This window comes from Yersinia massiliensis (assembly GCF_003048255.1).
GTDB lineage: Bacteria > Pseudomonadota > Gammaproteobacteria > Enterobacterales > Enterobacteriaceae > Yersinia > Yersinia massiliensis_A.
Genome location: NZ_CP028487.1, coordinates 3,478,044 through 3,501,744 on the forward strand (window position 1 = coordinate 3,478,044; position 23,701 = coordinate 3,501,744).

A 23,701-nucleotide genomic window follows, 5' to 3' on the forward strand; every position below is an offset into this window, starting at 1 on the left:
TTCAGAAAACCGTAACTCGCTGCGTAAGCAGGATGTTACGGTGAGCACATGATGGTAACCGAGTGAATAATTTCACCGGTAAATATATAAACGCCACACAGGCATATACCTAAATAGTGTGGCATGTTCTTAACTCACTCACGGATGTTGTTGTCCTGATCATGAAATATGTAACTAATTCTCGTTCTATCAAGAGCCTGGCGCTCGGCAGTATCATCGTTATGAGTGCAGCTTCAGCTGCAAACGCTGATGACGTCAATCTGAAAACCATGATCCCTGGCGTGCCACAGATCGATGCAGAAGCTTATATTCTGATCGATTACAACTCCGGCAAAGTATTGGCAGAAATGAATGCTGATGCACGCCGCAATCCTGCTAGCTTGACCAAAATGATGACCAGCTATGTTATCGGTCAGGCAATTAAAGCGGGTAAGATCGGGCCGGAAGATATGGTGACCGTGGGTAAAGACGCTTGGGCGACCGGTAATCCTGAATTCCAAGGCTCCTCGTTGATGTTCTTGAAGCCCGGTGATCGTGTTCCAGTCTCTAAACTGACCCGAGGTATCAATCTGCAATCAGGTAATGATGCTTGTGTTGCAATGGCTGATTACGTGGCGGGTAGCCAAGACTCATTCGTTAACCTGATGAATAACTACGTGAACGCATTGGGTTTGCAAAACACACATTTCAAAACCGTTCATGGCTTAGATGCAGAGGGACAATTCAGTTCTGCTCGAGATATGGCGCTTATTGGTCAAGCGCTGATTCGTGATGTGCCTGATGAGTATGCCATCTACAAAGAGAAAGAATTCACTTTCAACAATATCCGCCAGATGAACCGTAACGGCTTGCTGTGGGATACCAGTTTAAACGTTGATGGTATTAAGACCGGTCATACCTCTTCTGCTGGCTATAATCTGGTAGCTTCGGCTACTGATGGTCAAATGCGTTTGATTTCAGCGGTATTAGGTGGTCGCACCTATAAAGGCCGTGAAACCGAAAGTAAAAAACTGCTGACTTGGGGCTTCCGTTTCTTTGAAACTGTCGCGCCATTGAAAGTCGGTAAAGAGTTTGCCTCTGAGCCAGTGTGGTTCGGTGACAGCGATCGCGTGCAGTTAGGTGTTGATAAAGACGTTTTCCTAACCATTCCACGTGGCCGCATGAAAGATCTGAAAGCTAGCTATGTGTTGAATACACCAGAGATTCACGCACCGTTAGCGAAAAATCAGGTTGTTGGGATGATTAACTTCCAGTTAGATGGCAAAACTATCGACCAACGCCCTCTAGTGGTGATGAACGAAGTTAAAGAAGGCGGTATCTTCAGCCGCATGGTGGATTACATCAAACTGATGTTCCATCGCTGGTTTGGTTAATCGCCCGTACTGAAAAGTACCTGTGACTTGAAAACCAGAAAATTATCCCCACATTATAAATAATGTAAAACTCCCGCTCCGGCGGGAGTTATAATTTTGTAGTCGGAGATATTTTATCATTCGACAACACAACCCAGGAGCGCACATGAAGACTAAACTGAACGAACTGCTTGAGTTCCCATGTTCTTTTACCTACAAGGTAATGGGCATTGCTGAACCTCAACTGGTTAGCCAAGTGGTTGAAGTGGTACAGCGCCATGCGCCGGGTGATTATTCTCCACAGGTAAAACCGAGCAGCAAAGGCAACTATCACTCCGTTTCCATTACCATCAATGCCACACACATTGATCAGGTAGAAACACTATATGAAGAGTTAGGCAATCTTGAACTAGTCCGAATGGTCTTGTAATTGGCCCTTTTAACGCTAAGCAATATTGCTAATTGACTCCCATAATGGCCCGAACTGGTAATTAACATTTCGGGTCTTTTTTTACGCGTAAGTCATGGTAATGACGTCATTAAATCTGATAATTAGTCATTGAATCTCTTTTCATCCATCTCAAGTCCGTTTTTTTCAAGGCCAAATTAGCGTTTTAAATGTCAAATTAGTAGCCCCACGCTATTGGGCTGGTATACTTGCGCCACCATTTCTGTAACCAGATGATGCCTCGCTTGCAACAACACAAGATCATTTTACGCCAGCTAGGGTTACAACCTTACGACCCCGTATCTCAAGCTATGCATAATTTTACTGAGTATCGTACCGATGCAACCGCAGATGAAATTTGGCTGGTTGAGCATCAACGTGTCTTTACTCAAGGCCAAGCTGGAAAAGCTGAACATGTTCTGATGCCTGGAGATATTCCAGTTATCCAAAGCGATAGAGGCGGCCAAGTCACCTACCATGGCCCCGGTCAACAAGTCATGTATATCATGATTGACCTTAAACGCGCCAAAATGGGCGTGCGGCAATTAGTGACTGCCATTGAGAATACGGTGATCCAGACGCTGGCAAAAGTTGGCATTGAATCACAAGCACGCCCAGATGCACCTGGGGTCTATGTCGGCCAGCAAAAAATATGCTCATTGGGGCTACGTATCCGTCGAGGATGTTCGTTTCATGGCTTGGCGCTAAACATCGCCATGGATCTGGAACCTTTCCAGCGCATTAATCCGTGTGGCTATGCTGGCATGCAAATGACTCAAGTCAGTGCATTGAAAACTGGCACATCCGTGACAGATATCCAACCAATATTAGTACGTGAGTTCATCCAGCAGCTCGGTTACCCAGAAGCCGAATTGCAACCTTGGCTATTAACCGATTATTTACCCTCCAGCACAGAATAGAACTCAACGCCACGATAGTGCCGAGAAAGAAGGAAAGATTGGGGCTGATTGTGATAGGGCAAAGATGATATAATTTTTAAACAATTTTCAAATATTTTTTAACGTACGCCGCATCACGTTGAACTTAATGAAAAAATCTCAAATTGAGAGATTCAGAACTGGAACCTGCACGATTATGAGTAAACCGATTCAGATGGAACGCGGCGTAAAATACCGTGACGCAGATAAAATGGCGTTAATCCCGATTAAAACCGTGGTTACCGAACGTGAGGAGCTACTGCGTAAACCCGCATGGATGAAAATCAAGCTCCCTGCCGATTCCAGCCGCATTCAAGGCATCAAAGCCGCAATGCGTAAAAACGGTCTGCATTCGGTTTGCGAAGAAGCTTCCTGCCCTAACTTGTCTGAGTGTTTCAACCACGGTACAGCGACGTTTATGATCCTCGGGGCAATTTGTACTCGTCGTTGCCCATTCTGCGACGTGGCACATGGCCGCCCAGTCACACCGGATGCCAACGAGCCAGAAAAACTGGCGCAGACCATCCAAGATATGGGTCTACGCTATGTTGTTATCACCTCAGTTGACCGTGATGACCTGCGTGATGGTGGTGCCCAGCATTTTGCCGATTGTATTTCTGCCATACGTGCTAAAAATCCAACCATTAAAATTGAAACGCTGGTGCCTGATTTCCGTGGTCGTATGGATCGCGCATTAGATATTTTGACTGCCACACCACCCGATGTGTTTAACCACAATCTAGAAAACGTTCCACGGGTCTATCGCCAAGTTCGCCCCGGCGCTAACTACGAATGGTCGCTTAAATTACTGGAACGCTTTAAAGAAGCTCACCCTGAAATCCCGACCAAGTCAGGCTTGATGGTCGGTTTGGGCGAAACCAATGCTGAAATCGTTGATGTGATGCGAGATTTACGCCGTCATGGCGTCACCATGCTAACGCTCGGTCAATACTTACAGCCTAGCCGCCACCATTTACCGGTACAGCGCTATGTCAGCCCCGAAGAATTTGACGAAATGAAAGCAGAAGCCATGGCAATGGGCTTTACCCATGCGGCCTGTGGCCCGTTTGTTCGCTCTTCTTACCATGCCGATCTGCAAGCGAAAGGATTAGAAGTAAAATAAGCTAAGCGGGTCTAACTGTTCATTTAGACCCAGCTTATCCATTCAGATCTAAATTAGCTGAAATAACTTATTACATCTTATGCAGCAGACAGCAAAAAAACGGATTTCCAATGGAGATCCGTTTTTTGTTATCAGCGACAATATCGTTGCTGATAATAGTCTTAACGAGTGCCAGATAATGCTGCCGTATAATTGGGTATCCCCTCAAATACAACTGCAATGATCAGTCTTTATGCTCGATAGGCGGTGTCGTTTTCGTTTCAGTCGCAGCTTTGGACTCAGCAGTGGTATTTGCTGCTGGCGCATCATCATTCGCCATGGCTTTTTTGAAGCCTTTTAATGCAGCACCCAAATCTGCACCTAACGTGCGTAATTTGCTCGTGCCAAACAGCAACACAATCAATACGCCAACGACCAACAATTTGGTAATACTGATACCTTCCATACTGACCTTCTTGGTGAGTTCTGTTCATTAAATCATGAACTATTTACGAATAAATTTCCGATTAAGACAACAGTAATATGTAACAGATTTCGTTAGTGAACTATGATTTACTCAAGAGTCGCTTTCATTATTTTTTGACTTATTCCGGATGAGACATTGCCGTTAACATCCCCCCAAAGCAAAAAAAACGAGGGAACCGCCAATTGCCTTATTCAAGTAGAATTAATACCCGCCGTTCGGGGCTAAGTTTTGCTAAAAGGACATATTTACCTCGAGTATTTGGCTTGGGTATTGGCATGCTTTGTGTCAGTGCTGTGCTCTACACCCAAAATTCACCATTGTGGCTATGGATAATGCTCGCGCTCAACGGATTGGGTTGGCCACATATCGCATTTCTGCTGGCTTCGCGTTCTGAAGAACCTTTTGAGCAAGAAATTCTCAACATGAAGATAGATTCAGCTTTAGGCGGTGTCTGGGTGGCGATAATGTCATTCAATGCACTGCCCTCTGTCGTTATTCTATCCATGATGAGCATGAATAATATTGCTTCAGGTGGCAAAAATGTCTTTTGCAAAGGTCTGGCATTACAAATTGCCTGTAGTTTACTGACCGCATGGATATTTAATTTACCTTTTAGTCCTGAAACCTCGCCACTGCAAGTGTATGCCTGTCTGCCGATGATAATCATCTACCCTTCTCTGCTCGGATTAGTCACTTACCATACGGCAAAACGCCTGGCCGAAAATAAAGAAGAGCTATTGCGAATTAGTGTCAGGGATGGGCTGACTGGCCTTTATAACCGGCGGCATTGGGAACATCAGTTACATAATCAATTTGATAGCTGTCGACGCTATCAGCATGGTGCCACACTGATTTTGCTAGATATCGATAACTTCAAATCCATCAATGATACTTTTGGCCATGCCGTTGGTGATGATGCAATAACCGTTCTCGCCGAAGAATTACTGCTGGGACTGCGGGCCATTGATATCGTTGGCCGCTATGGCGGTGATGAGTTTGGCGCTATTTTGCCGAATACGACAGCTGAACAGACCCGAGAGGTGTTAACGCGAATACAGGAAAGGCTGGCTGACTTAGTATTTGAACAAGCCCCGCCACTACAACTTAGAGTCAGTGCTGGTATCGCCGAATATAAGCAGGACATGATTAATTATCAACAATGGTTAAAAGCAGCTGACTCCGCACTCTATCTCGCTAAAGATAATGGACGTAACCGGATTGAATTGGCGAGCTGACGAGCAACTACAAATTAAGATTTACTCGGTGTATGATTTGCTTTCAAGCATTGGCTTCTAAGTCGTGTCCGATTGCCAATTGCAGGAGATGACATTCCTCCATAACTGCCTTCAAGGCTGATGATGTCTACGTAACCTTTTCATTAAGGCCGTAGCGTATCGCCCGAGCCTTTCTGATAAGCCTCCTATAGTTAAAGATGCCCGCACAGCAGGTATTCATAAAGAAAGGTATTTATGTTTAATACATTACTTGCAGTATTTATTGGTGGTGGTGCTGGCAGCGTGGTTCGCTGGTTAGTCAGTATGAAGCTCAACAGCTTTTCGCCTAATATCCCCGTAGGGACTCTCATCGTAAACTTGGTTGGTGCCTTTATTATTGGCCTGACATTAGCGCTGTTCACCCGCCTTGCACACATTGATCCCGTTTGGAAATTACTCATTACCACGGGGTTTTGTGGTGGTTTGACGACGTTTTCAACCTTTTCTGTTGAAGTCGTTTACTTAATACAAGACGGTAAATTAGGTTGGGCAGCGGGCACTATTTTGCTTAACCTCGCCGGTTCGCTGGCCATGACGCTGCTGGCTTTTCTGCTGGTCAATCACTTTGCGGGACAGTAATACCACGTAATAGGCCGTCTTAATGTTTTCTTAATCTACAAACAGGATAATCTTTTGCCAGAGAACAGTGAACCAATGGTGGTGGCTGAGGTAACGGATATCGCTATGTTTGGAATACCTAAGACGCTGATTGAGTGGCTGACAGTGATTTTTTGCCTATCTGTCACCCTGTTTTTTTTAAAAAGTTATCTCTTTTAACGTAAATCATCACTTTCATTCTATCTATCGAACCAATAAAAAACCCGCCTATTGAGGCGGGTTTTAATAAATATGGGCTACTTAGATAGCGATAACATTAGCAGCAGATGGCCCTTTGGCACCGTTCGTGATTTCAAATTCTACACGCTGGCCTTCAGCAAGAGTTTTGAAACCGTTGCTAGCGATGGCTGAGAAATGAACGAAAACGTCCTTGCTGCCATCTTCTGGGGTAATGAAGCCAAAACCTTTAGATTCATTGAACCACTTAACGCTACCTTTAATCTTAGACATCAAACTTACCTTTACGTGAATGTTGGACACAAAATGTGTGTCAGATACAGTACAGCAATAGAACCGTTTTTTGTCCACAGCAGAGATCACAAAAAAGAGATAAAAAGAGAAAAGGCCCTCCTATCTGCCTCATTTTTAGCACAGAAAACCGCATTTTTTCTTTTTCACGCTAACCTTCACTAGCCCTAAAATCCGAGACCAAAACCACCAGACTGTATCTGAAAGTGATTCCCTTGTATTATACTTAGCCATTGGGTTCGCTAATATGAGATGCATGATGAACGGCAGAATAACAACTTTTTTTGAAGATAAAGGTTTTGGTTTTATCACCGATGAAAATGGAGATAACCGTTATTTTCACGTTATTAAAGTTGCTAATCCCGAGATGATAAAAAAGGGGGCTGAAGTCACCTTTGAACCGACAACCAACACTAAAGGGTTGTCAGCGTTTGCGGTGAAAGTGGCAATAGAGAGCAAATACATATTCATCGCCAATGAGAGAATCAAACTTACAAGCATTAAGTCATTCAATACCTTTACAAAAGAAGTGCCCGCACAGGCTGAAGTCGATAAAGCTAATACTATCCTCTCAGTCAATTTACTGATGAATAAAATTCGTCCGCAGGAAGATGATATTTCAGAAAAAACGGTGCCATTGAAAATGTTGTCGATAACCACATTCCAAAATGTGACTTATACATTTTCTGAGCATGAAGTCGATATTGATAGCACTATTGCTAAATTGAAGAGTATTTAAGACAGGATTTTGTCATCAAGCTTCACGGGATTGACAATAATAGACAGCCCCACTTTAGATTGGGGCTATCTAGTGGTTTGATGCTGGCATCCCTGCCCGCGATTGTAGGAACATCCCTCAATAATCACTGGTGCTGACGATGAAAAAAACAAAAGAATCGGTTCATTTTTTTATTTTAATTATTTGAACATAAACATTTTAATTAACTCGACGTCTGTACGTGCGCCTAATTTCTTCATCGCTGAGCGTTTTTGTCCACTCACCGTTTTTTCACTTTTTTTCAGAATTCGAGCGATATCACCACCAGAAAAACCTTCATTAAACAACTTCAATACAATATTTTCATTTGGTGTCAGATACTGACGCTCTGCTGAAGCCAAACTCAAAACATGAGCGCTTTTGCGTTCGATTAGATTCTCTTTCAGCCCACGAAATTTACGCTTAAAGACATTTGTCACTTTATTAGTGACGGACTCAAGCGAGTCTTCCCTGAAGATCATCGTCACATTATTAAATCTAGGGATTCCTTGCAGGAAACTATTTAATCTAGCATCGCAAATCAAAAAAACATCAGCTTCAGACGGGGATCTATCCAAACTTTTTAAGGCATCGAAAAAACTGAATTCATCAACGCCGATAAAAATTATATCTGCAGAATAGAATGGTTTCCGGTAGAATTTAATTTCCTTCTTAAATCCTAATGATGCGAGTGTTTTTTTTACTAACGCTATCATACCCAGAGTTTGATATTTATCATTATCAACTATCATACAGCTTATCATATTGGTCACGTCCATTAGTGCCTAAGCACTCCAAAATCATTAACTTAAGCCTGTCTGTAATGAGGAAAATCTCATTACAAATTATAAAGATAATCTAGAAAATATCTCGGTCGAATTAGTAGACCATAGGGTGATTTCAAGATATATAGGATGTGGGTACCGGAAGTTGTAGGAAATGTCTTTTTCTTAAGTAAATATTTCTTAATGCCTTACTTTCTAAGAAGATCACCACACGTGACAGCTATAAGATTCTATGCAAAAATACAGTTAAATTAGTAGCCTGTAGTAGCCTAAATAGGATGTATCTAATGAAAGTGAAGTGTCCTATGAAGCTGTACTTCTCATTTCAATTTACTGTAAGTCAAACTACTCTATGAGAAACGTCGGTTTACATGCCCTAAAAACGTTAAGTTGCTTTTCTGCCGTCACTTTCTATTCCGCCAGTAAAACCTGTACTGAGCAATGCTTCTTAGGTGGTGAAGTGATGAGTGTTTTATACTTCCTGTCGATCATTGCCACCCCACTGTTCTTCATGATCATTGGTTATATCGATTCTAATGATGAAATAGATCAACAAGATATCCTCAGAAAGTTAAAGTCCATTATAAGCATCATTATCTTCTGGAACGTTCTTTTCTACTTTATTAATGAGGATGGCTTCAAACGCGGCTATTTCCTGCAAAGTTGGCTTTTATTCAGCATTGCCATCATTTATCTCATTAATCCGATAATATCTAAGGTATTGAAAAGTAACAGGACAACAATTATTACACTGTCGTGCTTAGTCGTCTTTTCTGTCTCTATCGATTTGATCAGTGCTTTCTCAGAAAGGCCTTATTTTATTGATTTTCCACAATACTTTAGGCTATGGACTTGGATTTTCTATTACATGACCGGAAGATTCCTTTGCTCGCGGATATGCCAGAAAATTACAAAACTTCCGAGAATACGACTGATCGCCAAAGTGTTACTTATCCCGACTGCTGTTTCAATGTATTACTATGAAAGCTTTATGTCGATTTATGTGTATAAAACAGTTAATGCGGGATACTTCCTCGATAACTTTCACGTTTTAATCCTAAGTTTATGCTTATTTGTTATATTTGATAATTTTGACACTAAAAACGAATGGATAAGAAAAACCTTAGCTTATATCAGTCCTTCGATGATTGGGGTCTACATATTACATGATGGGATTTTCTATTTTATATCTAGCGCATATAACTTATCAGATGTCACGCTCAGGTTTACGTTACTGTTATCCGTATTCGCCGCCTCAGTACTGCTATCACGGATACTATTACTCAATAAGTTCACCTCGCGCTTTATCTCATTTTGATTGAGATATCCCAATAGCTTCCACACTCAGTGGAAGCTAAGAATCATCTGCAAATAGTTGAATATATCGCGTATGGAAAAAATCTGAGCTATTGAATCTGAATAATGGTCAGCTTATTACCGAATACCGCACCGGTATCGATATAGAGTTGATTTTTAAACAGCAACGGTTTTACCAAAGGGGTATGACCAAAAATAAATTTATCTGCTCCTAAAATCACTTCACTTTCTCCCTTCATGGCAGCATTAAGGCGCTTACGATTCCATAAAGCCATCTGCTCACTAATGGGTTTATCATACTGGTACTCATCTGAAGGATAATCAGCATGGGCGATAATATACTTCCCTTGTTCTGTTGTAATCTCAATCACCAACGGTAATCGTTCCGCCCGCTTAATCAGTGGTTCAACCAGTAACCTCTTCGTGTTATCCAATAAGAAGAACCATCTACCACCATTTGCGAGCCAAGTATCTATCGCTCCTCCAGCCAACACATCAATCGCCATTTGCTCATGATTGCCCCGCACAGCACGAAACCAATCGGCATTAAGAAGCTCATAGCATTCGATATTCTGGGGGCCACGATCCGCTAGGTCACCAACAGAGACGAGTAAATCAACATCACGTTCAAACTGAACACTGTCTAAGGTAGACATCAGTTTTTTGTAGCAACCATGGATATCGCCCACAACAAAGATACGTCGGTATTCGCTGCCACTTATTTTGTGGTACATAGCAGCCTCCAAAGTCAGTACATTGCCTGTATTAACTTTAGTTGACTTAAATGTTGATTGGGCAAAAAATAAGCAAGCTAAGAAAGGAAATCTATCTTTACTATAAGATAAGCCGCACACAGGCGGCTTATCTTTCGTTGAAGTACAACGGTTGTTGATGTACTACGAGGGCCGATATATGTCTCGGTAGTAAGCCAACCTTTCTCGGAAGAACTTGAGTTCATCTGACGAAAGTTTCGCTTCAACTTGATCAATCCTGATCTTCTTTTTTTGATTTTCCATAAAAGCAATCGTGGATGCCACAAAGTCCAGACTGGTATTGCAGTAGGTTGCAACAATCTTCTCAAGTGCTGACATTTTACACCTCCACGTTACACAGCACAGTATTAAAATTAACACAAATAATTATATTAAAACCGTGATAGAGATCAACACTAGGCACTATCTCAACTCATAGCCGCCTTTGAGACATCTATCCCGCCGATTAACTTTATCGATTGATCCGCACTATTCTTAGCGAGTCGATGATTTCCCAATCATTTTCCGCTATCTTCTTGGCTGCAACTAATGCGAACAGATGATGACGAGAACAGCATGAAACTAAGAAAGACAACATTGATTATGATAGCGATTGCACTGGCTGTATTCGCCTACACCTATTTTACTGGAGCTTAAAGCGACCCCACTCATGCTAAAAGTTATTGCTCAGGATTTTATCAAAACCGAATACATCGATGTGGTCATGCCGCTTTATAAAGCGCTAGTTGACGCGACAAAACTTGAACCGCTTTGTATTTCCTATGATTTGTATATTGATCATAAAGATCCTGGCCATTTTGTTTTCATTGAAGAATGGCCAGACCAAGCAGCGTTAGATGCGCATTGCGCGACAGAACATTTCAGACGTTTAGTACCACAAATCAATCAATATCAAAGAAAAGAGTGCACTGTCACCCTTATGCACTCTTTCGATTAGCGCGTAGAACAGCTCATCACACCATGAGTTGTTCCTCTTCATGATATTGGTTTTGCCACATGGCGGCGTATCGGCCGTTTTTAAGCAATAGCTCATCATGCCGCCCTCTCTCGACGATCGACCCCGCTTCCAGCACGATAATTTCATCTGCATCAATGATGGTTGATAAGCGATGTGCAATCACCAATGTTGTGTGATCGCGGCTAACTTCGCGCAAATGCGCCTGAATTTCACGTTCAGTATGCGTATCCAAAGCACTGGTTGCTTCATCGAACACTAAGATAGCCGGATTTTTGAGAATAGTACGGGCAATGGCCACTCGCTGTTTCTCGCCACCTGATAACTTAAGTCCACGCTCGCCCACTTTTGTATCATAGCCGTCTGGTAAGCTGATGATAAAATTGTGAATATGCGCAAGTTTTGCTGCCCGCTCTATCTCTTCAAAACTCGCCGAGGTTCGACCATAAGCAATGTTATAGCGCAGCGTATCGTTAAAGAGCACGGTATCTTGTGGCACGATGCCAATCGCCTGACGCAAGCTGTCTTGAGTCAGATTACGGATATCTTGATCGTCAATATAGACAGCCCCCTCGGTGACATCGTAGAAACGAAACAGCAAACGGGAGAGCGTTGATTTACCCGCGCCTGAAGCACCGACAACGGCCACCGTTTTGCCGGAGGGAATGGTAAAACTCACCTGATTCAATATCGGTCTACGTGGATCATAACCAAAACTGACTGACTCAAAGCGGACTTCACCCTTGGTAAGCTGTAGCGTCGACGCATCGGGCTTATCCGTAATTTCTTGCTCAACCATCAGTAGATTAAGCATATTCTCCATATCAATCAGTGCCTGCCTGATTTCAGAATAGATAAAACCAAAGAAGTTAAGTGGCTGATATAGCTGTAAGAGATAGGCATTGACCAAGACAAAATCACCGATGGTCATTTTCCCTTGCGTGATACCTTTCGCCGCCATCGCCATCATCACCACTAATCCTATTGAGATAATGGCCGTCTGCCCTAGGCTCAATGCAGTAAAACTGAATTGATTTTTTATCGCAGCTTGCTCATACAGTTGCCGTGATGTGTTGAACCGTTGAGCTTCGAACTCTTCATTACCAAAATATTTTACGGTTTCATAATTAAGCAAACTGTCGATGGATTTCGTATTAGCGTCTGCGTTGGCCTGATTGAGTTCACGCCGAAAACGCGTTCGCCAGCTCACCGCCATGACCGTAAAGAGGATATAGCATACGACAGTGACAAGAATGGCGAGCGCAAACCAACCATCAAGCAAGTGCCACATGATCAGCGAAACCAGCGTTATCTCAAATAAAATGGGGAAGATTGAAAACAGCAAACGGGAAAGTACCGTCGCAACGGCTTGTGTTCCGCGCTCGATTGACAAAGATAACCCGCCGGTTTGCCGATCAAGATGAAAGCGCAAACTGAGCTCATGTAATTGCTTAAACACACGCAATCCAAGCAACCGAGTCGCATTTTGGCTGATATGGATAAACATGACGTTGCGCAGCTCTTCAAATAATGAAGCGCTAATTCTCGCCACCCCATAGGCAATGATAAGACCAATCGGGATAGCCAGCATTTTGGCGCTTTCAGCGCTTAATGTGTCAATCATTGCCTTATAAGCAAGTGGCACCAGTGTTGTACTGACCTTAGATACCACCATAAATATAACGGCAGCAATCAGGTAATAACGGAGTCTGGGGTTATTTTTGGGCCACAGATAAGGCAATAAGAATTTGAGTAAGCGGGAACGATCCATATTTATGTTTTAGTCATCTCAGGTGAAATTGCTGTCATTATCTTTTTGATATTCTGCCACGTATCAATGTAATGGCCTAATCAGGATGTACAGTTTTTTTGACCAAGATGAACAATTCTCTTTGATATCTAAAAAATGTGATCGGCGTAACATTCACTTTATCGAAAGCAACCCGCTTTCATCTAAACAAACAGAAGAGAAAATATTATGAAAACAACTATCGCAGCACTGACTCTGATCGCAGCAATCTTGGCTCCAACTGTATCAATGGCAAACATTGGTGACAGTGAAAGTTACCAAGGTACATACTCTATCAGCCAAGGCCAAACAACGAACACTGCTGATCAAACTGCTAAAAACTGATTTCTATTAAGCAACTTTCTCGGTATATCAGTTGCTAAAAATGAATAGCAGAAAGTCTCAAGGTAAATTAATGGGACTTTTATTATTCGCTTTAAATGCTTAAGCCCGCCTAATAATTGGCGGGCTTTTTTATATCCAGCTAAATTTTATTTACGTCTTATCGACTGAGTTTCATGTCTATTAAGTTGAGCAAATTATTCGTCGAAGAACCAATACCCTTGATTAACCAGCTCGGTTAACTCAGCGACGAAAGCAGGATTCTGTAGTGCCTCGCCTAACTCATTTTTACTGATACAGGTGAATCGGCATAACGCATCTGCGCCATTAAAATCGACCGTTTCCAGTTGTTCACTGTTAATGAAGAAATTGTCCCCGACTTGCAAAACGCGCAATCCACTCAATCGGGTTAAGACCTCTCCATCCATCAAAGCCCCAACAACTTCACTTGGCTCAAAAGGAGGTTGTGCGGGTGCGATATCTAATTCGTGACGCGGTGTTGTGGCGAAACGACCAAACCACTGTTTGAAATCCTCTGGCTGATTGATCATGTCGTTCATCATCCTGCGCAGACGATCAAGTTCATAATCTTCGACTTTTCCTGGATGTTCCCGACAAGTAAGGTCTGGATCGCTGTAATGTTCGCCGCCAAGATCATTTTCCAGCGCATAGTCCGCAAAACTACTGATGAGATCTCGGCCATTTGGTCCACGGAAACCCACTGAGTAGTTGAATGCCGTTTCATGGGTGAAACCGTCGTGGGGGAAGCCCGGCGGAATGTATAAAATATCACCCGGTGCAAGATCTTCATCAATGATAGGCGTGAAAGGTTCAACGTGTAGCAGTGCCGGGTGTGGGCAAAACTGTCTCAATGGCAGTTTATCGCCAACACGCCAACGGCGGCTGCCCATCCCCTGAATGATAAACACATCATACTGATCAATATGTGGCCCAACCCCGCCGCCTGGAACGGAAAAAGAGATCATCAAGTCATCTAAGCGCCAGTCCGGCAATACTCGAAAGGGTCGTACAAGTTCAGCTGAAGGGGCATGCCAATGGTTAACGGCTTGGGCTAACAGCGACCAACCTGTCTCACCAAGATTATCAAAATGCTCAAACGGCCCGTTACTCGCTTGCCATTGACCGTCGGTATGGCTGACTAGGCGGCTGTCGACCTCCGGCTCCATTGCCAAACCCGCCAATTCGTCCGGCGTGATAGGATCGACAAAGTTCGGAAAGGCATTTTTTATTACAACAGGTTGTTTTTGCCAGTATTTTTCTAAAAATTCGGGCCAGTTAAGATTCAGTTGATAAGCCATGCTTTATACCAGTGAGAAAAAACGGGCCTGATTATAAAGTGGCTGACACCTTGGCCGCCTTGTCATGGGTCAAGACAGTGCGCACGGTAGAAAAAATAACGCGGATAGCAACGTATCATGAAGAGGGAACCGTGTGCGGTTTCCGTACCACACACTTAGCAGACCCTATCCAACCGATATTACCTTGGCCGCCAATAAGCAAACGGGCTATTTATGCAGCGGTTGACGTTTGAGTACGATAGAACACGTGTAACGATCCGCTGGATGGATGGAGACCGTGGTTTCGAAGGTTTCACCGTGATGATCGAGGTAGCGACGGACAATTCTCAATGCCGGTGAGCCCGCCTCAACGCACAATGCTTTGGCGACTTTTGCCGGCACGCCAACTGCGGATATGGTCTGCCTAACTTCATCGCTGTGAATACCATAGTGCTCTTCAATCAAATCGCTGATGAGTGCATGGGGGTCACTACGCACTAACTGTTTCACTTTGGCAAAATCAATACTGGCATAGCTATCAGTCCAACAAATAGGCGCATCTTTTTTCTGGCTGTCTTCGCGAATACTGGCGATGTGTAACCAGCGAGAACCCGGTTCGCAGCCGATAACCAATGACAACTCATGGTCAGCGACAATCTCATCAACCTTCTTCACTACCCGCACATTATTTTTGGCCAGTACCAGCAAATCTTCCAGATAGGCTAATGGGTGATTCATGCTGCCCTTCGCCTGTTCCGACACCAGCGTGCCGATCCCTTTATGTCGGGAGATTAATCCCCTTTCTGTCATATCGCGCAAGGCTTCGCGAACCGTATGACGGCTGACCTGATAATGCTCACACAGCTCCATTTCCGAAGGCAACAAAGACCCTGCGGGATACTTACCTGAAGCAATGCTCTGCACCAGTTCACGTGCAATTCGTTGATACAAAGATTCTTTCATAGGCAGCAATCTTCAAAAAATAATGATGAACCACATCACAAAATCATCGTAAAAAACTTTATTTTAAATGTCCGTACATTATAGATTGTCCGGACAGGATTAAATGTACGGACATTTATAACATGTCTGTACATGTTGATTTAAGTGACATGGCAGCCTCAGAACGATAATCGTGAATGATCTCGGGGCTTCTCCATGGCGCAGTCTACCACCATTTTCACGGCTAAAGAGGTTTTTATGGCTTCCAATGTTCTTGATTCTATTCTATTTAGAGATTCGTTCGGGACACCCGAAATGCGTGCCATTTTTGACGATCATCAGTTGATCCGCAACTATGTCACCGTCGAAATTGCACTGGCAAAAGCCCAAGCCCGCTGTGGCGTTATCCCCGTACAAGCGGCGCAAGAAATCGCCGAAAAATGTAACGCAGATGCACTGGATTTCGATTTGCTTCGCCATGAAACCGAGATTGTAGGCTATCCGATATTACCGCTAGTTCATCAAATATCGAAACAAGCAGGTGAATCAGGTGGTTACGTTCATTGGGGAGCCACCACACAGGACATTATGGATACTGCGGTTGTTATGCAAATTCGTGATGCTTTCGACGTGATTGACCAAGATATCACGACATTGCGCCAAATTCTGGCCGATCTCGCTCGGCGTTATCGCAATACCCCCATGGCGGGTAGAACTCATCTACAACAAGCTCTACCGATCACTTTTGGTTATAAAGCGGCTATCTGGCTGGACATGTTCGACCGCCATGCTGAGCGCTTAGCGCAGGCACGTCCACGTATTCTGGTGGGCCAATTTGCGGGTGCGGCAGGTACTTTGGCGTCACTGGGCGATAAAGGATTGGCTGTACAGCAAGCGATGATGGAAGAGTTATCGCTTGGCGTGCCGGTATCGACATGGCACGTCGCACGGGATGGTTTTGCTGAAGCCGTTAACCTGCTGGGGTTGATCACCGGTTCGCTGGGTAAAATCGCTTACGACGTTATGTTACTGGCCGCCAATGAATTTGGTGAACTGTACGAGCCGTTTGTCAAAGGACGTGGTGCCAGCAGTACCATGCCGCAGAAACGCAACCCGATTTCCAGTGAATTGATGCTGGCTTGCGCTAAGGGTGTGCGCCAACAAGCGGGGCTAATGCTGGATGCGATGGTGCAAGATTTGGAAAGGGCCACAGGACCATGGCACGCCGAATGGATAGCCATTCCGGAAAGCTTCATTCTTACTGGCGGTGCGTTATATCAGGCCAAATTTATGCTCAAAGGTTTGATTGTGGATGAGCAAGCCATGGCCAAAAACCTCGATATGACCAAAGGGTTGATTGTCGCCGAAGCGGTCATGATGGGGCTCGCACCTTACATTGGCCGACAGGATGCTCACGATATTGTCTACGACGCCTGCCGTATCGTAAATGAAGAAGGTGGCAGACTTGCCGACGTATTAAACGCCATGCCCGCCGTCGCAACACGTCTTGAGCCCGCACTAATCGACCAGTTGACCGACCCCGTTAACTACCTGGGTATGGCACCAGAGATGGTGGATCAGGTGTTAAAGAGTTCTGCGGCTAAAAACTAACGGTCTGAATCCAAAGACCCACTCGATTGAGGAGATGACCATGTCATCAGATTCATTCAAGGGGAAAAAGATAATGGCGACAGTGATCCCACTCTTGCTGGGTGCCATTATCTGGTTTTCTCCTGTACCGGAAGGACTGACACCGCAGGCATGGCACATGTTCGCCATTTTTGCGGCAACCATCGCAGCCATACTCACCCAACCGCTGCCGTCAGGTGCAGTCATGTTGATTGCACTTTGTGTTGCCATTTTTACTGGCACACTCACTGAAGCCAAGGCGTTATCTGGCTTCGCCAGCGGAACAGTATGGTTAATCTTCTGTGCTTACATTCTTTCTCTGGGGTTTGTCACGTCAGGGTTAGGCAAACGTATCGCCTATAAAATGCTCTCTCTTTTTGGTGGCAGCAGTTTAGGGATTGCCTATTCACTCGGCGTGTCTGACTTGATTATGGCGCCCGCCATGCCATCAGTGACGGCGCGATCGGGTGGCATTATCTTCCCCATTGCCCGCTCAATAAATGCCGTGCTTGGATCAGAACCGGGAAAATCAGGGAAAAAAATCGGTGATTTCCTCACCATGGTCTGCTTCCAATTTACCCCGATTACCGGTGCAATCTTCCTCACTGGGATGGCCGCCAACCCGCTCGTCGGTAGCTTGGCGAAAACCTCATTGGGTGTAGAGATCACTTGGGGCGGCTGGTTTGTTGCCGCCGTCGTACCGGCAATGGTCTGTTTTTGTTTGATGCCGCTGTTGGTCTATCGAATCATCAATCCAGAGCTAAAAAAGACGCCTGAAGCCAAAGAGATGGGCCGCCATGCGCTCGAAGAACTTGGCCCCATGACACTCACGGAGAAAAAAGTCGCCGTGGGCTTTCTGCTCGCGCTCATCGGCTGGGGAACCAGCTTGCTCACCGGTTTGTCTGCCACCAGCGTTGGATTGGGATTAGCCGCCTACTTATTTGCCTCACGCGCGGTAGACTGGAAAGCACTGCTGCAAGACTACGCGGCATGGGACACCGTCATTTGGTTCAGCGTCATTATCAGCTTGGCGACCGGCCTGTCAGGCCTTGGTTTCATTCCTTGGATGACTGTCAAACTGGGAAGCTCTGTTCATGGATTTGGTGCCATGCAGACTTTCGTTATCCTCGCCCTGCTCTATATTTACGTTCACTATTTATTTGCTACCGCCTCGGGACATGTCGCTGCACTGTATGCCCCCTTTGCCGCCACGGCTATTGCTGCCGGAGCTCCCCCAATGATGGTGGCCATCTGCTTTGGGATTTTCAGTAACCTGATGTGGGGCAATACTGAATATGGTGGTGGCCCAGGCCCTATCTATTTTGCGCAGGGATATTTCGAGCGCCCTCGCTTTTACAAAATCAATTTTTGTGTCGTCACCGTAAACGTGATCATTACCTTGGTCGTCGGGCTGATGTGGTGGCGTTTGCTCGGTCTGTACTGATGCCACCAGATTGACCTGACACATAAAATTGCCATTACTTGGCTTGATTTCTCTATTGATGATAGGCAACATCTATTTAAATGTTAACATTCTATACTTTGATGTTGCCTGCTCAATAAAGGAGAAAATGATGGCTCGAGTATCAAAGCAACAGATGGCGCTCAATCACGAAGCGATAGTGCAGACATCTTCAAAATTGTTCCGAGCTCGGGGCTTAAATGGCGTTAGCGTGAACGACTTAATGGCAGCAGTCGGTTTAACACACGGCGGATTCTACGGGCACTTTGCCTCCAAAGATGAATTGGCCGCGGCTGCCAGCCGTAAAGCGCTTGATGATTCCCGCGCTCGTTGGCAGGAAATCAGTCATTTGCCTGAACAATCTCAATTACGTGCTTTTGTGGAGTCATATCTCTCTCCTGAGCACCGTGACAATATGGAGAATGGCTGCGCCATTACAGCACTAGCGGCAGATGTGGCACGTGAAAATAATGAAAATCCTGTCTGCGAAGTGTATCTCGGTGGCGTAAAAACCATGCTAGACAGATTAGCGTCTTTATCCAATATCGAAAACGATGAGCAACGCAGGCAACACGCTTTGGCGCAGTTTGCAATGTTGTCCGGCGCGCTGGCTCTAGCACGCGCAACCGCTGGCGATAAAATATCAGATGAATTTCTTGATGCGGCCAAAAAGGCACTGCTTAACGAGCTTTGATGGCAATGTGTATCCAATCAGCAATAATATTAAAAAAGCCCAACCGTCAGTGTGACGAGTGGGCTTTATTGTTCGATGCTGTGATGGATTGATGCTGTGATACCTGAAAATTAACTCAACCGCTTTTGTTTAAAATCGAAGGTTGCCGACTGATATATCAATCAGCCACATTCTGTTTTTGCAGTTGAATATCTTGTTCTATTCCATCGCGCACATCTTGTGGGATCTTCAGTGCATCCCCCAACGCGGAAAGATAGCTGCGCTCCATAAAATGGTCTATATCAATCACGGCACAGCTGAGAAAGTAGAGTTCCAGCGCCTCTTCTTCATTTTTGATATCACGAGCCAGTAATTGTGGGTCCAGAGGTTGATCAATAGCTTGCTGCACGAGCTGCGCCCCCTGTTCATCGATCCCAGCTTCTCGCATATTCTGCTCAATAACAGCACGCTCTTTCGCATCAATATGACCATCGCTTTTTGCCGCAAAGACTAATGCCATCACCAATCGTTGTACACGCTGGTCGACCGGTGCAGTTTGTTGGCCATATTGTGGTTCATCTTGATGATTCTGACGGATCTTATCTTTATATTTATTCCATAACACAGTACCTAATACTGCGCCGCCGCCAGCCAGTAATGCACTGCTACCATATTTACTCAGCAACTTACGGGATGATTTGCTGCCAACCAGTAAACCCGCCAGCCCCCCTAGAGCACCGGGTACTAACATATTACTCAAGCTAGAGTTACCTTCACCGTTCTTTTTGGTTCCCTGCCCAAGCATTGATTGTAATTGTTGCATTAAGTTATTCATAAGCTTCGCCCAGTGAGTGGAGTAAACTTCCTGAGAATAGAGTAAAAAATGTCAAGATGTGTATAAGCGAAGTAAATAATAGGGTGGCTGAATAATCCAGCGTAAATAATCAATTGACGTAAAGAATCAATTTAGGATGTCTGTGTAATAATGCTATCCGTTGCGTTACTTTTAGTGCATGTCCATCCCATAAGGAATGTTAATAATGAAATCAGGATTGAAGCGTACTCTCTTCATGTCTGTCGCTGCGTTGCCACTTTTTCTCGCCACATCAATAGCCCAAGCGAACACCCCAGTTGAACATGCAAAAATTCAGCAAAAGCTGATGGCACTCGAAAAAGAATCAGGTGGGCGTTTAGGTGTCACATTGATAAATACGGCAGATAACTCACAAATCCACTATCGCGCAGATGAGCGTTTCCCGATGTGTAGCACCAGTAAAGTCATGGCCGCTTCCGCGTTGCTCAAAAAAAGTGAAACGCAGAAAGGACTCATGGACGAGCGGATTCACTTCAAAAAATCTGATCTGGTGACTTGGAGCCCGATCACTGAGAAAAAGTTGCAGGAAGGTATGACATGGGCAGAGTTAAGTGCCGCAACATTGCAATACAGTGATAATGCAGCAATGAATCTCATTTTAACCCAGCTCGGCGGTCCGGCTAAATTAACCGAGTTTGCTCGTTCAATTGGGGACAAATCTTTTCGTCTAGACCGTCCAGAACCTGAACTGAATACAGCGATTCCTGGGGATGAACGTGACACCTCGACGCCACAAGCAATGGCAGAAAGCCTGCAAAACCTGACGCTAGGTGATGCTTTGGCTAAATCTCAGCGGGCGCAGTTGGTCGGATGGCTAAAAGGCAATACGACCGGCGCGGCTAGCATCAGAGCGGGTTTACCCGCAACTTGGCAGGTTGGCGATAAAACAGGCGCAGGGGAATATGGTACAACCAATGATATCGCGGTGATCTGGCCTGATAATCATGCGCCATTAATTTTGGTGACCTACTTTACTCAGCCAGTAAAAGATGCCCAAAACAGAAGAGAAATATTAGCTGAAGCCGCAAAAATAGCGGTATCTCCTTTCGTTGACGGTATTCAATAAGCGTTATCTAAAACCCAATAAAGCCGCAAGGGCATGGATTCGATATTGATACTCTAGCCCTTCTCTTAAACTTCATCCTTGTGCGATAAGCATGAGGATGAAGTTTACCTTATCTCGATCAATTAATTAATTTTCGTAGGCCAGCGTATTCACTTCGTGTTTCTTTTTACTTAATGTGCAATACCCGAAGAGAATCGTCAGCACGACGACGCCGGCCATAATAAAGAAAGTATTGTTATACCCTACTCTGTCAAACAGACGACCAATAGGGAACGACAACACGATAATTCCAATAGAGCTGGCAATATTGAAACCGATTAAGTACATCGTTGATGACAGCCGCTTGTCAAAGTTTGCAACACTAAATTTAAATACCGAAATAACGAACAGCGGTACTTCCAGTGCATGCAGCATCTTAATGACGGAAATAATATAAATATCATTGAACACCGCAGAACCTAGGATCCGACAAGTCATAATCAAGCCACCGAGCAATAACGCTGACTTCGGCCCGATACGATTAATCAGGAAAGGAATGGCTGCCATTCCGACGGCTTCGAGAAAGACCTGTGCTGAGTTCAAATAACCGTATACGCGCGGCGCTATTTCAGGGTTTTCAAATAGTCCGGTATAAAACACCGGGAACATTTGCTGATCATAAATACTGTAAAATGACCATGTCCCCACCACAAATACTACAAAGAACCAGAACTGACTATCTTTAAAAATGGTGAGAAAATCCTGTCGAGTCAGTGTTACTTCATGATTCTTCTCAATCACTTGCTCGGGACCAGATTCCGTATCGAAAAATAGATTAACGATCAAGAATAGGATGCCCATAACAGACACGCACCAGAAGTTAATATGGGGGTTAATACTAAAGAAAATACCGCCGACAAAGGTTCCCGCAGCATAACCCAAGCATCCCCAAAAACGCGCCACACCAAATTCAAAATTGAAACGACGACTGATCTTTTCAACAAAGCTATCAACAAGTCCACAGCCAGCAAGATAACCAAGGCCAAAAAATATCGCGCCGAATATCATCCCCTGCGTAAAGTTTGATACCAGCAGAGGTTCATAAACATAGATTAAGAATGGCCCACTCAGCGTTATCACGATACCCACCAGCCATATTAACGGCTTACGTGTGCCAAGTTTGTCTTGTAAGAAACCATAGATAATCATAAATAACATGCTGAATATCTGGTTAACTGAATAGAGCATGCCAAGCTCAGCCCCAGACAGACCTAATTTATTTTTTAACCACATGGCATAAAATGACCACCACAACGACCAAGCAGCAAAGAAAAAGAGCAAATAACCAGAGGAATAGCGGTACTTATCGTTACTGAACGGCATATTAATTTTCATTTATATTTCCCAATCCAGACATTCTGAAAGTTACAGTTTTATTTCCAAGCTCAAAGGCTTTTGATTGGCGATAAATGCTATCAAGCGATCTTTCTCTGGCAGCGCCTTGAGTGCGCCTTTTTGCGTAGTGGCCAATGCACCACAGCCACTTGCTTGTTCAACCAACGCAGTCAGTGCCGATAAGACGCGAGGCCAGCCATGCTCGGCAAGACCTGCGAGTAATCCGGCCATAAACGCATCACCAGCGCCAGTGGTATCAAGGCTGTTGACGGGGTAACCGCCGAAGCAAAATATCTGGTTTTGCCAGAAAACCATGGCACCGTGCTCTGCACGGGTGATCACTTTTAATCTTGCGGGATAGGCTTCAAGCCGTTGTCTGGCGAGGTTAAAATCCGTCGTTTCCGTCAACCAGTACCACTCATCATCAGACATTTTCAAGATGTCGGCTTTCCACGCCGCCCTCTCTATTTCTGATCGCATTTCATCGCGATTGCTCCACATCTGCTCACGCACGTTGAGGTCAAAACTCACCAAACCACCGGCGATGTGGATCCGTTCCAAGGCGCAGTTGAGCGTTTCGCGGCAAGTGGGGGAGACTAAGGCTAAAGAGCAAAAATGGAGTATATCCGCCTGAAAATCAGCCAGCGCCTTAAGGCTTAAATACTGATCTGCCGAAGGGTTAACCAGAAAGTCAAACTGACGCTCTCCATTCTGGTCCAGCGATACCAGCACCGTGCTGGTATGATAAATTTCATCGAACTCAACATGCTGAGTATTGACCCCAGCAAGTGTCATGGTTTGGTGTAAAAAATGGCCGAAGGGATCATTTCCCACTCTGCCAATAAATCCACTTTGCTGACCAAGAATGGCAGCACCCACCGCGACATTGACAGGCGCGCCACCTGCGCAAGCTTCGAATTGCATATTTTCTAGCGGCAATAAATCCACCACAGCATCACCAAGTGTCCAGATAGTCAT

25 protein-coding genes and 1 riboswitch are annotated in these 23,701 nt (G+C 44.6%); of the genes, 14 read left to right on the top strand and 11 right to left on the bottom strand.

The features are described 5' to 3' along the window. Positions 1-161: 161 nt before the first annotated feature. The 4 genes from dacA to lipA all read left to right on the top strand — a co-directional run bounded on the left by dacA (position 162) and on the right by lipA (position 3,861). Positions 162-1,373, top strand: a complete 1,212-nt coding sequence (gene dacA, locus DA391_RS16270) for a D-alanyl-D-alanine carboxypeptidase DacA (RefSeq protein ID WP_050082411.1) — start codon at positions 162-164, stop codon at positions 1,371-1,373. 145 nt (positions 1,374-1,518) lie between these two features. After that, positions 1,519-1,782 (top strand): DUF493 family protein YbeD, encoded by a 264-nt coding sequence (gene ybeD / locus DA391_RS16275; RefSeq protein WP_019209217.1) that lies wholly within the window; start codon positions 1,519-1,521, stop codon positions 1,780-1,782. A gap of 251 nt (positions 1,783-2,033) precedes the next feature. Next, entirely contained in the window at positions 2,034-2,720 is a 687-nt protein-coding gene (gene lipB / locus DA391_RS16280) for a lipoyl(octanoyl) transferase LipB (RefSeq protein ID WP_050082409.1), read from the top strand. Between the two features lie 175 nt (positions 2,721-2,895). Further along, entirely contained in the window at positions 2,896-3,861 is a 966-nt protein-coding gene (gene lipA / locus DA391_RS16285; RefSeq protein ID WP_019209215.1) for a lipoyl synthase, read from the top strand. 223 nt (positions 3,862-4,084) lie between these two features. Here the strand turns inward: lipA and tatA are convergent, their stop codons facing one another. Next, positions 4,085-4,306, bottom strand: a complete 222-nt coding sequence (gene tatA, locus DA391_RS16290) for a Sec-independent protein translocase subunit TatA (protein WP_050082408.1) — start codon at positions 4,304-4,306, stop codon at positions 4,085-4,087. A 203-nt stretch (positions 4,307-4,509) separates the two neighbouring features. Between tatA and DA391_RS16295 the strand changes: the two genes are divergently transcribed. Beyond that, positions 4,510-5,562, top strand: coding sequence for a diguanylate cyclase (locus DA391_RS16295; protein ID WP_072084777.1), 1,053 nt, complete (start codon positions 4,510-4,512; stop codon positions 5,560-5,562). Positions 5,563-5,637: 75 nt separating this feature from the next. Continuing rightward, positions 5,638-5,699: riboswitch (Fluoride riboswitch) on the top strand. 97 nt (positions 5,700-5,796) lie between these two features. Further along, positions 5,797-6,180 (top strand): fluoride efflux transporter CrcB, encoded by a 384-nt coding sequence (crcB, locus tag DA391_RS16300; RefSeq protein ID WP_050082407.1) that lies wholly within the window; start codon positions 5,797-5,799, stop codon positions 6,178-6,180. 279 nt (positions 6,181-6,459) lie between these two features. Here the strand turns inward: crcB and cspE are convergent, their stop codons facing one another. Further along, positions 6,460-6,669, bottom strand: a complete 210-nt coding sequence (gene cspE, locus DA391_RS16305; protein ID WP_002210315.1) for a transcription antiterminator/RNA stability regulator CspE — start codon at positions 6,667-6,669, stop codon at positions 6,460-6,462. 277 nt (positions 6,670-6,946) lie between these two features. Between cspE and DA391_RS16310 the strand changes: the two genes are divergently transcribed. Then, a complete protein-coding gene (locus tag DA391_RS16310) occupies positions 6,947-7,426 on the top strand; it encodes a cold-shock protein (protein WP_050082406.1) in 480 nt (159 codons plus the stop codon). A gap of 179 nt (positions 7,427-7,605) precedes the next feature. On the opposite strand, the gene DA391_RS16315 is transcribed toward DA391_RS16310, so the two are convergent. Next, positions 7,606-8,196, bottom strand: a complete 591-nt coding sequence (locus DA391_RS16315) for a helix-turn-helix transcriptional regulator (protein WP_050082548.1) — start codon at positions 8,194-8,196, stop codon at positions 7,606-7,608. Positions 8,197-8,581: 385 nt separating this feature from the next. Between DA391_RS16315 and DA391_RS16320 the strand changes: the two genes are divergently transcribed. Beyond that, a complete protein-coding gene (locus tag DA391_RS16320) occupies positions 8,582-9,547 on the top strand; it encodes an acyltransferase family protein (protein WP_050082546.1) in 966 nt (321 codons plus the stop codon). A gap of 88 nt (positions 9,548-9,635) precedes the next feature. Here DA391_RS16320 and DA391_RS16325 read toward each other — a convergent pair whose 3' ends face one another. Both DA391_RS16325 and DA391_RS16330 read right to left on the bottom strand, forming a co-directional pair. Continuing rightward, a complete protein-coding gene (locus tag DA391_RS16325) occupies positions 9,636-10,280 on the bottom strand; it encodes a metallophosphoesterase (protein ID WP_050082404.1) in 645 nt (214 codons plus the stop codon). 162 nt (positions 10,281-10,442) lie between these two features. Then, entirely contained in the window at positions 10,443-10,637 is a 195-nt protein-coding gene (locus tag DA391_RS16330) for a glycogen synthase (RefSeq protein ID WP_049610671.1), read from the bottom strand. Positions 10,638-10,968: 331 nt separating this feature from the next. On the opposite strand from DA391_RS16330, the gene DA391_RS16335 reads away from it, so the two are divergent. Beyond that, positions 10,969-11,256, top strand: coding sequence for a putative quinol monooxygenase (locus DA391_RS16335; protein WP_050082402.1), 288 nt, complete (start codon positions 10,969-10,971; stop codon positions 11,254-11,256). Positions 11,257-11,272: 16 nt separating this feature from the next. On the opposite strand, the gene DA391_RS16340 is transcribed toward DA391_RS16335, so the two are convergent. Further along, positions 11,273-13,045, bottom strand: coding sequence for an ABCB family ABC transporter ATP-binding protein/permease (locus DA391_RS16340; RefSeq protein WP_050082400.1), 1,773 nt, complete (start codon positions 13,043-13,045; stop codon positions 11,273-11,275). A 207-nt stretch (positions 13,046-13,252) separates the two neighbouring features. Here DA391_RS16340 and DA391_RS24350 point away from each other — a divergent pair, with 207 nt between their 5' ends. Further along, positions 13,253-13,408 carry a hypothetical protein gene (locus DA391_RS24350; RefSeq protein ID WP_167311195.1) on the top strand — a complete coding sequence of 52 codons (156 nt, stop codon included), beginning with the start codon at positions 13,253-13,255 and terminating at the stop codon, positions 13,406-13,408. Between the two features lie 194 nt (positions 13,409-13,602). On the opposite strand, the gene DA391_RS16345 is transcribed toward DA391_RS24350, so the two are convergent. Both DA391_RS16345 and DA391_RS16350 read right to left on the bottom strand, forming a co-directional pair. Beyond that, the gene (locus DA391_RS16345; protein WP_050082398.1) at positions 13,603-14,724 is read right to left on the bottom strand and encodes a cupin domain-containing protein; all 1,122 of its coding nucleotides are present in this window, start codon (positions 14,722-14,724) and stop codon (positions 13,603-13,605) included. A 207-nt stretch (positions 14,725-14,931) separates the two neighbouring features. Next, positions 14,932-15,666: a GntR family transcriptional regulator gene (locus DA391_RS16350; protein WP_050082396.1), complete on the bottom strand. Its 735-nt coding sequence runs from the start codon at positions 15,664-15,666 to the stop codon at positions 14,932-14,934. A gap of 237 nt (positions 15,667-15,903) precedes the next feature. Here DA391_RS16350 and DA391_RS16355 point away from each other — a divergent pair, with 237 nt between their 5' ends. The 3 genes from DA391_RS16355 (at position 15,904) to DA391_RS16365 (ending at position 19,430) form a co-directional block, all read left to right on the top strand. Next, on the top strand, positions 15,904-17,256 hold the full coding sequence (locus DA391_RS16355; RefSeq protein WP_108088294.1) for a class-II fumarase/aspartase family protein: 1,353 nt from the start codon (positions 15,904-15,906) through the stop codon (positions 17,254-17,256). Between the two features lie 40 nt (positions 17,257-17,296). Then, positions 17,297-18,718 carry a DASS family sodium-coupled anion symporter gene (locus tag DA391_RS16360; RefSeq protein ID WP_108087995.1) on the top strand — a complete coding sequence of 474 codons (1,422 nt, stop codon included), beginning with the start codon at positions 17,297-17,299 and terminating at the stop codon, positions 18,716-18,718. A 130-nt stretch (positions 18,719-18,848) separates the two neighbouring features. Continuing rightward, a complete protein-coding gene (locus tag DA391_RS16365; protein WP_050082395.1) occupies positions 18,849-19,430 on the top strand; it encodes a TetR/AcrR family transcriptional regulator in 582 nt (193 codons plus the stop codon). Between the two features lie 157 nt (positions 19,431-19,587). On the opposite strand, the gene DA391_RS16370 is transcribed toward DA391_RS16365, so the two are convergent. Then, the gene (locus tag DA391_RS16370; RefSeq protein ID WP_050873556.1) at positions 19,588-20,244 is read right to left on the bottom strand and encodes a tellurite resistance TerB family protein; all 657 of its coding nucleotides are present in this window, start codon (positions 20,242-20,244) and stop codon (positions 19,588-19,590) included. 205 nt (positions 20,245-20,449) lie between these two features. Here DA391_RS16370 and bla point away from each other — a divergent pair, with 205 nt between their 5' ends. Next, the gene (bla, locus tag DA391_RS16375) at positions 20,450-21,349 is read left to right on the top strand and encodes a class A beta-lactamase (RefSeq protein WP_409994413.1); all 900 of its coding nucleotides are present in this window, start codon (positions 20,450-20,452) and stop codon (positions 21,347-21,349) included. A 126-nt stretch (positions 21,350-21,475) separates the two neighbouring features. Here bla and DA391_RS16380 read toward each other — a convergent pair whose 3' ends face one another. After that, complete coding sequence (locus tag DA391_RS16380; RefSeq protein WP_050082392.1) at positions 21,476-22,723, bottom strand: oligosaccharide MFS transporter; 1,248 nt, start codon at positions 22,721-22,723, stop codon at positions 21,476-21,478. Between the two features lie 30 nt (positions 22,724-22,753). Continuing rightward, positions 22,754-23,701 (bottom strand): aminoimidazole riboside kinase, encoded by a 948-nt coding sequence (locus DA391_RS16385; RefSeq protein WP_050873558.1) that lies wholly within the window; start codon positions 23,699-23,701, stop codon positions 22,754-22,756.